19 protein-coding genes are annotated in these 14,755 nt (G+C 45.1%); 7 read left to right on the top strand and 12 right to left on the bottom strand.

Annotated features, from left to right (window positions below; genetic code table 11):
• Window positions 1-16 precede the first annotated feature (16 nt).
• Window positions 17-979 carry a 23S rRNA (adenine(1618)-N(6))-methyltransferase RlmF gene (rlmF, locus tag DN730_RS07435; protein ID WP_115467466.1) on the bottom strand — a complete coding sequence of 321 codons (963 nt, stop codon included), beginning with the start codon at window positions 977-979 and terminating at the stop codon, window positions 17-19.
• 76 nt (window positions 980-1,055) lie between these two features.
• Window positions 1,056-1,985 (bottom strand): LysR family transcriptional regulator, encoded by a 930-nt coding sequence (locus DN730_RS07430; RefSeq protein WP_115467465.1) that lies wholly within the window; start codon window positions 1,983-1,985, stop codon window positions 1,056-1,058.
• A 115-nt stretch (window positions 1,986-2,100) separates the two neighbouring features.
• Here DN730_RS07430 and DN730_RS07425 point away from each other — a divergent pair, with 115 nt between their 5' ends.
• Together DN730_RS07425 and DN730_RS07420 are read left to right on the top strand one after the other, a co-directional pair.
• Window positions 2,101-3,075, top strand: coding sequence for a DMT family transporter (locus DN730_RS07425; RefSeq protein ID WP_115467464.1), 975 nt, complete (start codon window positions 2,101-2,103; stop codon window positions 3,073-3,075).
• A 69-nt stretch (window positions 3,076-3,144) separates the two neighbouring features.
• On the top strand, window positions 3,145-3,561 hold the full coding sequence (locus DN730_RS07420) for a CBS domain-containing protein (protein ID WP_115467463.1): 417 nt from the start codon (window positions 3,145-3,147) through the stop codon (window positions 3,559-3,561).
• 10 nt (window positions 3,562-3,571) lie between these two features.
• Here the strand turns inward: DN730_RS07420 and DN730_RS07415 are convergent, their stop codons facing one another.
• The 9 genes from DN730_RS07415 to DN730_RS07375 form a co-directional block, all read right to left on the bottom strand.
• Window positions 3,572-3,916, bottom strand: coding sequence for a DUF6164 family protein (locus DN730_RS07415; RefSeq protein WP_115467462.1), 345 nt, complete (start codon window positions 3,914-3,916; stop codon window positions 3,572-3,574).
• A 65-nt stretch (window positions 3,917-3,981) separates the two neighbouring features.
• The gene (locus DN730_RS07410; protein ID WP_115467461.1) at window positions 3,982-4,512 is read right to left on the bottom strand and encodes a DUF3833 domain-containing protein; all 531 of its coding nucleotides are present in this window, start codon (window positions 4,510-4,512) and stop codon (window positions 3,982-3,984) included.
• Between the two features lie 9 nt (window positions 4,513-4,521).
• Complete coding sequence (locus DN730_RS07405) at window positions 4,522-5,244, bottom strand: hypothetical protein (protein WP_115467460.1); 723 nt, start codon at window positions 5,242-5,244, stop codon at window positions 4,522-4,524.
• The gene (locus DN730_RS07400; RefSeq protein ID WP_115467459.1) at window positions 5,241-5,756 is read right to left on the bottom strand and encodes a DUF2878 domain-containing protein; all 516 of its coding nucleotides are present in this window, start codon (window positions 5,754-5,756) and stop codon (window positions 5,241-5,243) included. The genes DN730_RS07405 and DN730_RS07400 overlap by 4 nt, the downstream gene beginning before the upstream one ends.
• Before the next feature lie 38 nt (window positions 5,757-5,794).
• Window positions 5,795-7,051: an SAM-dependent methyltransferase gene (locus DN730_RS07395; protein ID WP_115467458.1), complete on the bottom strand. Its 1,257-nt coding sequence runs from the start codon at window positions 7,049-7,051 to the stop codon at window positions 5,795-5,797.
• A 10-nt stretch (window positions 7,052-7,061) separates the two neighbouring features.
• The gene (locus DN730_RS07390) at window positions 7,062-7,841 is read right to left on the bottom strand and encodes a DUF1365 domain-containing protein (protein ID WP_115467457.1); all 780 of its coding nucleotides are present in this window, start codon (window positions 7,839-7,841) and stop codon (window positions 7,062-7,064) included.
• 4 nt (window positions 7,842-7,845) lie between these two features.
• Complete coding sequence (locus tag DN730_RS07385) at window positions 7,846-9,099, bottom strand: NAD(P)/FAD-dependent oxidoreductase (protein WP_115467456.1); 1,254 nt, start codon at window positions 9,097-9,099, stop codon at window positions 7,846-7,848.
• Between the two features lie 24 nt (window positions 9,100-9,123).
• On the bottom strand, window positions 9,124-9,873 hold the full coding sequence (locus tag DN730_RS07380; RefSeq protein WP_115467455.1) for an SDR family NAD(P)-dependent oxidoreductase: 750 nt from the start codon (window positions 9,871-9,873) through the stop codon (window positions 9,124-9,126).
• Between the two features lies 1 nt (window position 9,874).
• On the bottom strand, window positions 9,875-10,327 hold the full coding sequence (locus tag DN730_RS07375) for a nuclear transport factor 2 family protein (protein WP_115467454.1): 453 nt from the start codon (window positions 10,325-10,327) through the stop codon (window positions 9,875-9,877).
• A gap of 169 nt (window positions 10,328-10,496) precedes the next feature.
• On the opposite strand from DN730_RS07375, the gene DN730_RS07370 reads away from it, so the two are divergent.
• The 4 genes from DN730_RS07370 to olsF all read left to right on the top strand — a co-directional run bounded on the left by DN730_RS07370 (window position 10,497) and on the right by olsF (window position 13,927).
• Entirely contained in the window at window positions 10,497-11,072 is a 576-nt protein-coding gene (locus DN730_RS07370; RefSeq protein WP_115467453.1) for a sigma-70 family RNA polymerase sigma factor, read from the top strand.
• Window positions 11,073-11,077: 5 nt separating this feature from the next.
• Window positions 11,078-11,770 (top strand): ChrR family anti-sigma-E factor, encoded by a 693-nt coding sequence (locus DN730_RS07365; RefSeq protein ID WP_115467452.1) that lies wholly within the window; start codon window positions 11,078-11,080, stop codon window positions 11,768-11,770.
• A gap of 88 nt (window positions 11,771-11,858) precedes the next feature.
• Window positions 11,859-12,041 (top strand): hypothetical protein, encoded by a 183-nt coding sequence (locus tag DN730_RS07360; RefSeq protein ID WP_115467451.1) that lies wholly within the window; start codon window positions 11,859-11,861, stop codon window positions 12,039-12,041.
• A 158-nt stretch (window positions 12,042-12,199) separates the two neighbouring features.
• Window positions 12,200-13,927, top strand: coding sequence for a bifunctional ornithine lipid synthase OlsF (olsF, locus tag DN730_RS07355; protein WP_115467509.1), 1,728 nt, complete (start codon window positions 12,200-12,202; stop codon window positions 13,925-13,927).
• Here the strand turns inward: olsF and DN730_RS19335 are convergent.
• Complete coding sequence (locus DN730_RS19335) at window positions 13,924-14,049, bottom strand: hypothetical protein (RefSeq protein ID WP_281270501.1); 126 nt, start codon at window positions 14,047-14,049, stop codon at window positions 13,924-13,926. The two genes, olsF and DN730_RS19335, sit on opposite strands and share 4 nt — an antisense overlap.
• A 233-nt stretch (window positions 14,050-14,282) precedes the next feature.
• Here DN730_RS19335 and DN730_RS07350 point away from each other — a divergent pair, with 233 nt between their 5' ends.
• Window positions 14,283-14,588: an isoamylase early set domain-containing protein gene (locus DN730_RS07350; protein WP_115467450.1), complete on the top strand. Its 306-nt coding sequence runs from the start codon at window positions 14,283-14,285 to the stop codon at window positions 14,586-14,588.
• Window positions 14,589-14,755: the final 167 nt, after the last annotated feature.

Here is a 14,755-nt window from a genome sequence, read left to right as displayed (position 1 = left end):
CGCGTCAAATAAAGAACTATTTACGCCAGAAATTGTGTCGCCAGAAATCCATCTGCTCTGTATCAAGAAAGCTCCACGCGACAAACCGACTGATCTTTTGGCCCTGTGCCATTTCGACCGTTTTCACTTGCGTCGCTTGTACTTGCTTTAGTGCTTGATAAACCGTCGCGAGATTATCCTTACGCGCCACTAAGCTGGTAAACCAAAAACACTGATCTTTAACACTCAAGCTCTCTTCAATCATACGCGTAATGAAGCCAGCTTCCCCCCCATCACACCAAAGCTCTGGGGCGTGTCCACCAAAATTTAGCGTACCTTTATCCGCACTATCGCCCTGTTTTAGGCCACGCCACTTACGCTTATTTTCTGATGCCATCGCGCTTTCACTGGAGTGAAAAGGAGGGTTGCACAGTGTAAGATCGAAGCGCTCATCTGCGCCCCATATACCCGAAAAAATCGCACTTGATTCAGTCTGCGTACGCAACTTAATTCGCTTCTTAAGACTTGAGTTAGCCTGCACTACCGTATTTGCCGCTTCGATTGCGACGGAATTGACATCTGATCCCACAAACTGCCAACCATACTCTTGTGAACCGATAATTGGGTACACGCAATTGGCACCTGTTCCAACATCTAAAGCCCGAATATTGCGACCTCGAGGGATTTGCCCTTCATTACTTTGCGCGAGTAAATCCGCCAAATAATGAATGTAATCCGCTCTCCCAGGAATGGATGGACACAAATATCCATCAGGAATGTCCCAAAATAAGACACCGTAAAAATGCACTAACAATGCCCTATTAAGAGCTTTCACCGCATTTGGGTTAGCAAAATCGATGGTTTCAGAGCCATACTGATTCTGTTTTATAAACGGCGCTAATTCTGGGCACGAATCTGCAAGCAAAGCAAAATTGTAACGCGCTCGGTGAGGGTTACGGGGATGAAGCTTGAGCTTGTTATCGTTTTTAGCCATTTTCATAGGGAAAACCAAGTTGGAGACGCAAGATCAAAAGCGTCATTCTAAAGACTTTTACCGAGAAGTAAAAAAATCTACTTTATGCAGGAGAGGGAATCATACTTTTCACCACATCCGCACATAGTGCGCGAAGCCACATGCCACCGGGGTCAAGTGTCTGTTCAGTTGGCCACGCCAGATAGTAATTGATGGAGGGATAATCAAAGGGCAGTGTTTTAATTACCAGACCAAATTGCTCCCTAAAACGTAATGCCAACAGTTGACTGGTACTGAACAACAACTCTGTCTTACCGACAGCTTCTAGCGCAGACATAAAATACGGCGTCCGTAAACTGTAGCGTCGCTCACGAGCACGCTCCCCCAACGCACCGTCCGTATAGACTTGCGAACTACCGCCCAAGGTAACCAATACATGTTGATAGGATAAAAACTCGTCCAAGCTGATGTGAGACTGATCCGCGAGCGGGTGTTTCTTTGACATGATACAGCCAAACTTCTCTTGCCCTAATAACTGCTGATCGAAACGTGTTGGAACTTGCACATACTCACTGCATAACACTGCGTCAACCATCTGATTTTCCACTCGCAGCAGGCTATTCTCGGTCACCAAGCTGGTTTCTAATGTGGCATTAGGGGCCAACTGATGAAAGCGCTCAGCGATCGTCGGCATATAAGCCTGCGCTTGATAATGAGAGGTTTGTAAGCGGAAAATTCGCTCAGACCGGTCGGGGCTAAACTCTTGGTCATGGTTCAAGTTGACAATCTGATCCAGCAACTGGCGCAACGGTAACTCCAAAGCGAGCGCTTTTGCCGTTGGGTTCATTCCGCGACTAGTACGAATGAATAATGGATCATCAAAGGCTTCGCGTAATCGATTTAGAAGGCGACTCATCGCAGGCTGACTCAAATGCAGTCGGCTCGCTGCTCGACCCACGTTCCGCTCTTCGAGGAGATACAGTAATCCCGTTAGGCTTCTGATATCAAGATGTGACAATGCAACGGACAGCATAGCATTTTCCATTTTATGCATAATATTTAAAACAATTATGCATTGGATAATACAACAAAACCAAGCCACTCTGTATTGCTTCTCGTATTGTCTTTGAATTTGGGATTAACGTGCCATGACTTCTCGTCAAATATTCCTATGCGGCCTTTTCTTTAGCTCAGTGTGCGTCATGTTTTGGAGTATGCTTCCCATTGCACTGAAACTGAGTAGCGGCTTTTCTGACCCCATCACCTTAACGTGGTTTCGCTTCACTGGAGCGGGTCTAATCTTGCTGATTTGGCAGGCAGCACGCGGACAACTAGCGGAGTTCAAAACGTTAAGCCGCAAACACTGGCTGACACTTTTTGCTGCGGGCTCTTTTCTGATTATCAACTACAGCTGTTTTGCATGGAGCTTGAATTACTTACACCCAGGCGTCGCACAACTAAGCTTCCAAGTCGCTCCCTTTTTCTTAGCGTTAGGCGGCTGGTTTATCTTTAAAGAACACGTTCGCTGGCAACAATGGGCATGTTTTGCAGTGTTAGGTTTAGGCATGATGTTGTTTTTTCATCCTGTATTAAGCGGCCGTATGACCAGTACCACGCCTTACGCCACCGCCATTGGTTTTGTCATTGTACAGACCTCTGTGCTGTGCTGGAGCTTATACGCATTGCTTCAGAAATCTCTATTCCAAAAGCTCTCCCCAACCAATATTCTATTGGGAATTTACCTTTTTGCTCTGATTGTCATGCTGCCTTTTACACATCCAACAGAGCTACTAAGCATGAATCGCTCTGAAACCATCGTTGCTGTATTTTGTTGTCTCAACACATTAATTGCCTATGGGGCTTTCGCCCAAGCAATGAAGTATTGGCAGACCGTTCAAGTCAGCGCTGCAGTCGCGATGACTCCTGCCGTCGCCTTTATTCTCACTGAACTCGTCGTAAGCATGGGACTATGGCCAAATCTTATTCAGTCTGCTCATGCTGATTTGCTGAGCCTAGGTGGTATGGCAACCGTGGTCATTGCAGCAATTGCTGTCCAACTTATTACCGCATCTCTGAACAAACGTCGCTTTGAGCGTACAAAAAGTGAAACTACCGCCGCGTAAGAGGAAATTTTTAAAACCCCCGCTACACTGAAAATAGGCTTTCACTAAAAGAGGCCTTTTGGGGGATTTATGAGTATTGATGCATTAACTGTCAGAGAGATTATGTCTCGAGACACATTCCATGTTTACCCAGACACACGTATTGATGACTGCGCGCGCCAACTGGCTGCTCGAAAACTAAGTGGAGCGCCCGTCACAGATCACTACGATAATTTGATAGGCTTTGTTTCGGAACAAGATTTATTGGAGCCTCTGATGCAAGCAGTGTATTACTGCAATAGGCCGAAAGAGGTCTCCAGTGTAATGAGCCAAGATGTGTTGTCGCTGACGCCAAAACAGCAAGTCATGCAAATTGCCAAAGTCATGACGGAAAATAAACCGAAGATTTATCCTGTCGTCGAAGAAGGTCGATTGGTGGGGATTGTCACTCGCAGACACGTGACACTGGCATTACTACAAGGACAAGACACTTGTGTCCCTGTTTAGTAGGCTACCTTCACAGCATGAACGGCAGCACACTTAATGCCCCGACGAATACGATCGCCACTAGAGTGAAAACAAACTCGAGAGGGTTTTGACGAGCATGGCTTATCAACCCTCTCAGCCAATCTAAAGGCGAAATAGGTATCGCGTTGCCAGCTCGTTGAGATTGATCCTCCGCAATCAAAGATTTAGCTATAAGTGCCTGCTCTTTGTCTCGGACCCAGATACCTGCCATAGAAATTTGCCAACGCCCTGCACTGGTTTCATAGAACTCAATGTCGTGCTCTGATAAAAGCTCTCGAATATCATCTGCTTCTTGTTCTGGCACATTTTTTAATCGAAACACTAGCTGGGCCACGCAATCACCTACTCGTTGTCTATCGAAATCGGCGCAAGGTTACCAGATACTGAGAAGCTTGTCGTTCAGTCAGCTAGTTTGCGAATCGTCAACGTTAGGTATCCAACTTCAAAACCAAATTTCGTTAGTACTGACTCATTGATCACCACTGAGGGCTCAACTAAGTACATACGATCATCCACGTTGACATCAATTATTCCATCATTATAGGGCACTTGTAACACGTACTTCATAAACAGCGCATTACCTGACGTTTTTAATTGTCCGCTGCCTACCACGTCACCCGCTGTCGCCGTATACGTACCATCGCCGTTCGGCGTTAGTGTCCAAATACGCTCTTGCTTCTCACCATCATCAAACACAAACCATTCTTCTAACGTGCCTACACCATCCTTCCACGACCCTTCAAGGTCAGCAGAGAAATATCGAGTTACCTCACCACTCCGATTTTTCAACACCCCTTGGGCAACCAAATCACCGTCGAAAAAGCTTCGCACATCGAATACCGGTGTATTGTTCGCGTAATGATCAACTGATGTTGACGAACAGCCGGCAAGAAAAATAGCCCCAAACATTAGAACTAACCAACGTCCCATGTGAACCTCCTAGTTCGCCGATATTTGATCAGGATATTTGTAGAGAATATCGACCGATTGATACTTACCGTCAGCGTTTGCAATGTTTCCACGGCCGGTAAAGCGCAGTAAGTTCCGAGTGCTCTGATCGTATGCAACTATGATCGGATCAACGACCAATGACACCCACCAAGATTGCGGAGAAATAGTAAAGCAAACGGCGCTCTCTTGAGTGTCGGGTAAGCATGCAACTTTTGACACATCAAACCCAACGGTCGTTAATTTACTTGGTACCAGATATTCGATGGAGCCGACACGATCGGACACTAGACTTTGCCAGTTGTTTTTTACATACCGATCAAAACCTGCATCCACCAATAAATTTGGCTTTAAATCAAAACTTTTAGAGGAGACTTTTCCATTTTCGGTTTCCCGGTATTGAAGCTCCAATTGATCGTCATTATAAGAAGCCTTAATCCATTCTCCCTTAAGCTCATTCAATTGCTCAAAGGCTGGGGCATTCTCTGATACGTCGTAACTTAACTGCTTGCGTGCAAACATTTCCCCTTGTGGAGAAAAATAGCGCACTTCATGGGTATGATCTTCAAGATATCGATGCCTCTCAATATAAAGAAGATCTCCTGTCTCTTTGCTGTAAGCACTGCCAACCACCTCGCTCGGGAGTTGGGCTAGAGCTGTATTAGCCGACGCTAACGCAATGCATGAAACAATCAGTGAATTTCGCCATGTCATGATTTATACCTGCTGTCCTTCTCTAAAATACGAACACCGAGGATGCCTACTTGAACGACCCAAAACCAAATAAACCCCATCAGCACTAATGTTTCTAGCATAGGCTCTGCTAATGACACTTGTGCTAAATCCGCACCTAAAACATAACTTCCTGGCGCAGAGATGGCCGCCATGGAACTCAAAATCCAAGGGTAACGTTGACCCCACCTTAGGCAATGAAAAAACAGTGAGCCTACTCCTGCCCACAATCCTAAAAGCCATGGGGGTGGGATAGGCAATGGCCATATTGAAGGAGGCATGCTGATCCAGCCACCAAAAATCAATGCCCCATCAATGGCAATGCCAAGTGCGATAAACAGCAAAATCAGGTACCACTCCGTACTGCGGGTTACGAAGTAGTAATGATGGAAAAGTAAGTACAATATAAGCGCTGCAACGCCCCAATCGTCGCCTCCTAATACACAGGCAAACCATAAAACTTGAAACGCTGCCGCATTGATCAAAGACTTCATATTGGCCTCCGATCAGGCTCTGAGTAAAAGACTTCTAATTACCGAAAACGATAATTAGGCTTAGCGAACACGAATTGCCCAGTGCTGATCGCCCGTTCCCTAAAACCACCTTCGCAATAGGCAAGATAGAATTCCCACATCCTGCAGAATACATCATCAAAGCCCATTTTTTTGACGGTTTCTAAACGGTCAAAAAAACGCTCGCGCCAATCACGCAACGTGTCGGCATAATGTTCAGTGATGTCTTCTAAATGAACAATTTGCATATCGGTTTTGGAGCTAATCTTTTCAGCAATGACAGCATTTGAAGGCAAACAACCGCCAGGAAAGATATATCGCTGAATAAAGTCCACAGATTTACGCGCATAATCATAACGCTGGTCTGAGATAGTGATGGCTTGTATGGCCATTAGCCCATGCTCTTTGAGCAATGAACTACATTTACTAAAGTAACTGTCGTAATACTCGTGGCCGACCGCTTCGATCATTTCAATCGACACCAGCTTATCGTACTGCCCAGTTAAATCTCGATAGTCCTCAAGCAGCAGAGTAATCCGATCTTGCAGCCCTTCGGCCTCGACTTTTGCTTTAGCATACTCATACTGTTCTTTTGAGATGGTCGTCGTCGTTACGCGGCAGCCATAGTGTTTTGCAGCATGAATTGCCATTCCGCCCCAGCCAGTTCCAATTTCTAACAAATGATCTTGTTCACACAACTCCAGCTTTTGGCACATACGATCAAGCTTGTTCGTAGCTGCCTCTTCCAACGTAGCACTACCGTTTGGATACACTGCAGCGGAATACATCATGGTGTTATCTAAAAATAATTCAAAAAAGTCATTACCCAAGTCGTAATGAGCGGAGATATTCTTTTTGGAGCCACTGCGGCTATTTGCGTTTAGAGAATGGAATAGCTTTGATCCAATACGAGACCATATCGGTCGTTTGGCGTCGGCTTCATTAATGAGATTGAGGTTCGCTACCATCAATCGAATGACATTCGTCAGGTCCGGCGTGATCCAATATCCTTTCATATAGGCTTCACCTGCACCGATACTGCTATTGAAAAACACATCTCGGTAAGCCGCCTGATCTTTCACGACAATGTGCGCGTGGTAGTCGGTTTGTGTTGCATCTTGCCCAAAGGAGTAGTGCTCGCCCTCATCTTCCAATATGAGATGACCTATCTCTAAGCGTTTTAACATGGCGAACACAGCGCGTTTAGCAACCTTATCCATCATACCTGGACGAGAAGAAGACTTGTTGCCTCTGTTGGCACTCGCGGAATTGATCATTTATTGCCCCTTAATCTGACGTATGTCCTACTTTATGCTTAGGGTGATCATGAATTGGCACGCGCTTGATAAATAGTTTAAGTGCTTGCCAGTAGATTCCCCATGCGACCTTCGCTGTCATCCACGGATAACGCCACAATATGGCATTTAAGTTTGCCCGTGTTACAGGCTCTCGACGAAGTGACAAGGTCGCATCAAAAACACAGTTGTGTGGTGACGCTTGCTCTTTATTTTTCATGTGTATCGCTACCTTATCCCTAGGAGTGGTACTGCACCAATCATAAAAATGCTCCATAGGATGAAAAGGCGATACATGCATCGCTTTGTCTATTGTTTTACGCTGTGTGCGACAATCTGGATCACACTTAAAAACATAGGTGACGCGTTCTTCCCACGGTGTATTGGTGACCTGCAGCATCATCGCCTGAAGCTGCTCCTCTCGATCAAAACAGTAATACACAGAGATAGGATTAATTAGATACCCAAAATAGCGGGCATTGGTGAGAAGGCGAACAGGACCATCCAGTGACAACCCTAGGCGCTGGTTCACTTCTTTCAATACTGCGGTTTTCAGCGGTATATTGGCGTCCCCAAAATAATCGGAACGAACAAATCGAGCAGGACGCCATCGTTTTGTAGACCAAAAGGGGGATTTATCTAGTACGCTGTCCAGCTCATCGAGATCAAAGTACATCATGTACACTTGATAGGTGAAAGCATGCCCACGCGGAACAAAACGGCGATGCCTTACGACACCCGTATAGATTCCACTCGCAAACGCTTCTGTCATCAGATTACCACTCTACGCCAAGTGCTTTTGCGACTCGCACGCCACTCCAGCAACCATCTTCATGGAAACCATTGCGCCAATATGCGCCGCAATACCATGTATTCTCTAGATTAATTTCTTCCCAGCGATTCTGTGCTTCGATCCCTGCCAAAGTAAAGACTGGATGGGCGTATTGATATTTACCAATGATTTTTGTCGGATCAATATTCTCGGTATTATTCAAAGTGACGATATACGTTTCTTCTGTATCCTCAAAACCCTGCAATATATTCATGTTGTAACTCAATGTCGCAGGCTTCGTTTCATCCTTACTCAAATGGTAATTCCAGCTCGACCAAGCCAGTTTGGCGTCGGGCATCATCGAAGTATCCGTATGCATCACAACTTCATTGTTACGATAAGGTATCGCTCCCAGAAGCGCCCGCTCTTTTTCAGACGCGTCATCGCCCAGCAACGCTAATGCTTGATCACTATGACAAGCAAATACAACATGATCAAACACTTGAGAGGATTGATCCTCAAAGTGGATCGTGACTTGGCAAGGGCGTCTAACCACTTTCGTGATCTTTGAGTTCAATCTTATATTCTGCTGAAAAGATAAGGTAAGTGGATCGAGATACGCGGAGGATCCGCCTTCAATCACGTGCCACTGAGGGCGGTTATTGACACTTAATAGCCCATGATTTTTGAAGAAACGGACGAAGAAAACCAAAGGAAAATCAAGCATCTCTTGCAACGTTGATGACCAAATCGCGCTCCCCATCGGGATCAAATAATGGCTGGCAAATTTCTTTCCATAGCGTTTATTCTTCAGATAATCGCCAAGCGTTAGCGCAGGATCAAGTGTACCGGACTCCAAATCTCGAATGGCTTCTTTATTAAACGCCACAATATCTTTTAGCATTCCCAAGAAAGGTAGATTGAATACATTACGACGCTGAGCAAACAGTGAATTTAAGTTGTTACCGCCATATTCCAAACCAGTTCGATCACAACTAACGCTAAAGCTCATTTCGGTTGGCTTGGTTTTTACACCAAGCTCTTCCATCAAGCGTATGAAATTTGGGTAAGTCCAGTCGTTGTAAACAATGAAGCCCGTATCAACTTTGATGAGAGACTCCCCATCTAGCACATCTTTTGAAGCAGTATGGCCGCCAATACGACTATCACGCTCAAATACCGTTACGTTGTGCTCTTTATTCAGCAAATAAGCGGCTGTCAGTCCCGCAATCCCTGTACCTATAATCGCTATATTCATTGATTATTCCTTAACATTGCTTCGCTACTTGCGAGCATTTTGCTTAAACCAAAGCGTCGGCATCCAACGTGATAATGCCAACGCTAATGTTAATCGTCGAGGGAAAGCATACTCGAAAACACGTTTCTCTATCGCTTTATTGATACGCTCTGTCGCTTTTTCCGGTGACATAATAAACGGCATATCAAAATCATTTTTTTGGGTCAGTGGCGTATCCACAAAACCGGGTAAAATGCACGTCACATCAATGTCATACGGAGCAATATCTAACCGTAACGACGCCATGAAATATCGAACAGCCGCCTTACTAGCACCATAGGCTTCAGAACGAATAAATGGTGCCTGAACAGCTTGTGAACTAACGCCAACTAAATGCGCATTAGGCGTCTTCTTGAGTAGCGGCAAACAAACTTGGACAGAACGCACAACGCCCATGTAGTTCACTTCATTCACACGCTCAAACAGTGACCAATCTGGCTGTTCAATATCTAGGTACTCACATGTTCCCGCGTTCAATATGGCCAAATCGAGAGTATCGGTTAGCTGCAACATCGCATCACCGACCGATTCAACTTGATCTGCATCAGCGACATCAAACGCAATAAAATGAAGTTGTTCGGAATACTCTTGCTTCAAATCCGCTAACTTACCTTCATTGCGAGCAGAAGCAATGACACGATGTCCTGCTTTCAATTGCTCCTTGACCATGGAAAACCCCAGCCCGGAACTTGCGCCCGTTATCCAGACCGTTTTAGATTGCGCTGTGTCTGGCATATTATCCCCCTCCCTGACTTAAACGTTGTTTTAGTCGATTCACGGCCCATCCCAGCACTGGAACTTTCTCGTAAATCATCTGCCCCATATCGTAGACATCTTCATGGAAATAAATGCGATCGCTGAATTGGATTTGCGACATGCCGCGCACGACATGCGTCTTTTTCCCCAACTTAGGGTGGCTAAAATACATATTCCACTTTATGTATGCGGTGTCTACGCCAACCAATTGGTCCAGATATTCAAACCGCCCACTGTCCACGTTTTCACACATGTCAGAGAGATAAGCATGTAATTCAGCGATCCCTGTCACCTGATGAATAGGGTCCTGAAATTTAATGTCGGCAGCGTACACATCCCCAATCGAATCTAAATTAGGATTCTTTACATCTTTGTAGAAAGCTTTAAATCTTTCGATCAGAGCTAACTGGTCTTCCGTAGCAGCTTGATGCATGAGTAGTCACCTGTCGTTTGCAAAAAGTACTGATTGATATAATTCATAATACGAGTCAAAAAAGTTATTAGATCACTGATCCAACTCAAAGGTAGGAAGCGTATACTAGACTAAACGCGGCATATCTCCGCCATTCCCAGACTGACCACGTGCACGTTTGGAGCATACGATGAACACAGTTTCTGACACGAACACTGAAACAACATTACTAAATGATATTGTACTGGTTGCAGAGAATCGTGACACACGCGCGTTGACACGCCTGTTTGATCACTATGCTCCCCGCATCCGCTCGTTCTGTCTTGCAGCCCAGCCCGGCGCAAATTTAATGGCTGACGATATTGCTCAAGAAGTAATGATTAGACTTTGGAACAAAGCGCATTTGTACAATCCGTCATCAGCGTCACTGAATACTTGGGTATTTACCATAGCTCGGAACGCTCGTATTGATTACATGCGTAAAAATGGACGTTACCAAAGTGACATCGACCCAGAAAGTTTCTGGAGTGAAATGGTCGATGAAAATGCCGATCCATTTCGAGAGGCACAACAGCAGCGCGATCAAGATCGCATTCGGGAGGGGCTTATGAAGCTACCCAATGATCAACGCCAAGTACTATCCAAGGTGTACCTTGAAGGCAAAAGCCATTCAGAAGCATCTGAAGATCTAGGTTTACCGCTTGGCACGGTTAAATCCCGCGTGCGTCTCGCGTTAAATAAGTTATCCATTTTTATTAAGAGGTAGTTAGTATGCTTTGCTACCATCCATCACTAGACATGTTGACCGATTATTCTTCGGGTTCTCTTTCCTTGCCTCATGCGTTGGGAGTCTCTGCTCATTTAGATCAATGTGCAGACTGCCGTGAACAACTTCGTCGCCTCAATACATTGGGAGCTGAGCTGTTCGCTCATCAAGAAACCACTGCGCCAGAAGCTAAACTAGACAGCTTAAAGGCCAGTTTGATGGAGAAAATAGGTCAGCAACCACAGCCAACCGAACGCCGAGCACCTGCAGTGGATGAGCGTCTACGGTCGATTCCAGCGTCCTTACGCCGCTTGATTCCAAATGGTTATGACGAGCTGGATTGGATGAGCCTAACCCCCTCATTTAAACTTGCAATGCTTAGCAATGAACCTGGCGGTGCGCAAGTGGCGCTGTCTCGCATTAAAGCGGGCGCGCACATGCCAACTCATACACATACGGGCAATGAGATCACATTAGTCTTATCTGGTGCGTTTTCTGACGAAGACGGTGTGTACCGTAAAGGCGATTTTATTTGTCGCAACGATGATGACAAACACCGCCCACGTGTCACTAAAGATGCAGAGTGCATTTGTTTAATTGTATTGGATGCGCCAATTGAGTTTACTGGTTGGTTTACTCGGTTACTGAATCCCATCATGCGCAGGTTTCATCCGAGCACCGTTCCGAGTAACGCATAAAATCGTTGAAAAAATAAACTAAAGCCACGGACGGCGAAATTTGATATGATGACAGATACATCTATCGGAAAGAATAAGGGAACACATCATGGCGACCAAGAAAAAGCAACCGGCTGCAGTTGAGACCTCAGACTCAATTGCGAAGCAAATGGAAGAATTTTTGTCACGTGGTGGCCAGATTGAGCAAATAGACTCAGGCGTCAGCGGACAAACGAACTTCAAAGGTTCGCGCCATATTACTTTAGGTAACAGCAAGCCTAAAGAAGCCTAGCCGCCCACTGCTTTTAAACGAGCCGACACTTACCCAGTGTCGGCTTTTTTGTACCCACTGATCAATATGTCATCAACAGTACATTAAACCGTCACAGATTTGTCACCTCTCCACCATAGCCTAACCACACAATGATAGAAGGCTATGCGGAGCGAAAAGTGCTACAAGTCGAACAGCTAATTGCTGAAAAATCACCTCAATTCCTAGAAAAAAGCCCCATTATTACCAAGCCTACACTGAGCTTGCTAAGACGGCTCTTTCACGAACATGAGGTCAATGACTTTTTACAGCGTAACAGCGATTGTGTCGGCTTCGAGTTCATTGACCGCGTTTTAGATCATTTCAACTTTGGCTATCAAGTTAGCCAAGTGGACCGCCGGAATATCCCCGCGGTGGGGCGGACTCTCATTGTCGCCAATCATCCACTTGGGGCACTTGATGGCCTCGCTATCTTGCGCCTAATTGGCGAAATACGTAGAGATGTCAAAATCGTCGCTAACGACCTATTACTCGGGTTTGACGCTTTAAAAGACCATGTTCTGGCAGTGGATAATATTGGCGGTAAAACGGGGCGACAACAACTTAAAGCCATCATGGACGCCTTGTATAAAGACGAAGCGGTTATCATTTTCCCTGCTGGAGAAGTCTCAAGACTGTCACCCAGTGGCGTAAAAGACCTCGCTTGGAACTCAAGCTACCTAAAGATCGCACAGAAAACAAACAGTCCAATTTTGCCTGTTCACATTGGTGGACGTAACTCGATGCTGTTTTACACAAGCTCTTGGTTGTATCGACCGCTCTCTACTTTGCAACTGGCGAACGAAATGTTTCGGCAGCGTAATAAACGCATCCCGATGCAAGTTGGTCAGCCGATTCCCATCCAAGAATTAGGTAAATTGCCCTTAAGCAACAAAGAAAAAAACAAGCTGGTGAAGCGCCATTTGTATCGTATTGCTAAGGGTAAAAAACCGCTTCTGAAAACAGAGAAGACCGTTTCTCACCCACAAAATCGACAACAACTCAAAATAGAATTAAAGCGTGCCGAACATCTAGGATCAACGAAAGACCACAAACAAATCTATCTCGTCGATTACGAGCAAGATTCTAGCTTAATGCAAGAAATTGGTCGCTTACGTGAAGTAGCGTTTCGCAAAGTTGGTGAGGGCACGGGAGAGAAAAAAGATTTAGATAAGTACGATCAATATTATCGCCACCTAGTACTTTGGGATGAGGAAGAGCTAGAAATAGTAGGTGCTTACCGAATTGGCGAAGTCTACAAATACCTGCAATCAGACCAAGACAGGACCATCTACAGTACAAGCTTGTTTCGCTACAACTGTGATATGGAACCCTACTTCGTGCAAGGCATCGAATTAGGTCGAAGCTTCGTTCAACCCAAGTACTGGGGTAAGCGCAGTTTAGATTATCTCTGGTATGGTATCGGTGCGTATCTAGTAAAACACCCAGAAGTACGTTTCATGTTCGGCCCCGTGAGCCTAAGTGGGAATGTGCCCGATATTGCAAAGGATATGATAGTCTACTTCTATCGCACCTACTTTCCTGACAGTGAGCAACTTGCTCAATCTTACAATCCATATCGCATTCAACGAGAAAACGAAGCATTGATGCATAGCTATTTTGTCGGCAATAACTACGAAGACGACTTCCGCACGCTTAAAGAGCAGCTTAGTAATGTCGGAGCAGCGGTACCAACATTATTTAAGCAGTACAGCGAACTATGCGAAGGTAATGGCGTTCGTTTTCTAGATTTTGGCGTCGATGCAGAATTCGGCTACTGCATCGACGGACTTGTTCTAGTCGATCTGAAGCAAGTCAAAGAAAGTAAACGAAAGCGATACTTACACAGTAATAGCACAGCGAATTAACGTCGGTGATGATTGGAGTGATGTTGTGCACCACGATGATGGCGCTTGTGATACCAAAGGTAAGCGAGTTTCGCGACAAACGCGACAGCTAGAATAAGCAAAACAACATGAGCGAACTCCATAATGATCACCTTTATTATTGCGGTACTCAAAATAGAGTGTAGTGCTCTACGCCAAATAATTGTGCATATTTCAAACAAAATGCCCTCATATTTAGCGTCAAAGGTATGCTTATTCAGTTATAACCAAAGTAACGTCCATACATTAGGATACAATCATTTGGCGTAAGACTTGCTTGGCAAATGATGCGTATATTCCGCCTGTACCTCCTCATAGCAGACTCTAGGAGCTGAAGATGATTGAAAAAACCTATCTAAAAACCAAGCCTCAATGCAAAGTGAAGTTTGCACTTCCCGCTGACGCACTAAATGGTGCGAAAAGTATCGCCTTAGTTGGCGATTTTAACGATTGGGACGAGACAGCCACCATTATGCGTAAGCAGAAAACTGGTATGTTTGCTTCAACAATCAACCTTGAAAAAGGCAAGCAATATCAGTTTCGTTACTTAATCAATGGCACGACTTGGCTCAACGATGACAGCGCCGATGCGTACATTCCAAGCCCTGTCAGCCCAGACGAAAATTGCGTTATAGATATTTAAACGTAGAAAAATAATGTTTCTTCAAAAGCCCCATAGTGCCAATAGCTAGGGGCTTTTGGCATGCCTGTTTCATTGCCATTTCTTATTACTCCCCCCTAAATTTTACTCAAATTTAATCAATAGGATGTCAAAACCACTCAAATTCTGTACAATGCTTTTTTATTAAA

Source organism: Marinomonas piezotolerans (assembly GCF_003362755.1).
Classification (GTDB): domain Bacteria; phylum Pseudomonadota; class Gammaproteobacteria; order Pseudomonadales; family Marinomonadaceae; genus Marinomonas; species Marinomonas piezotolerans.
Note: the sequence above shows the minus strand (reverse complement) of the source record. Positions and strands in the feature narration are given on the sequence as shown.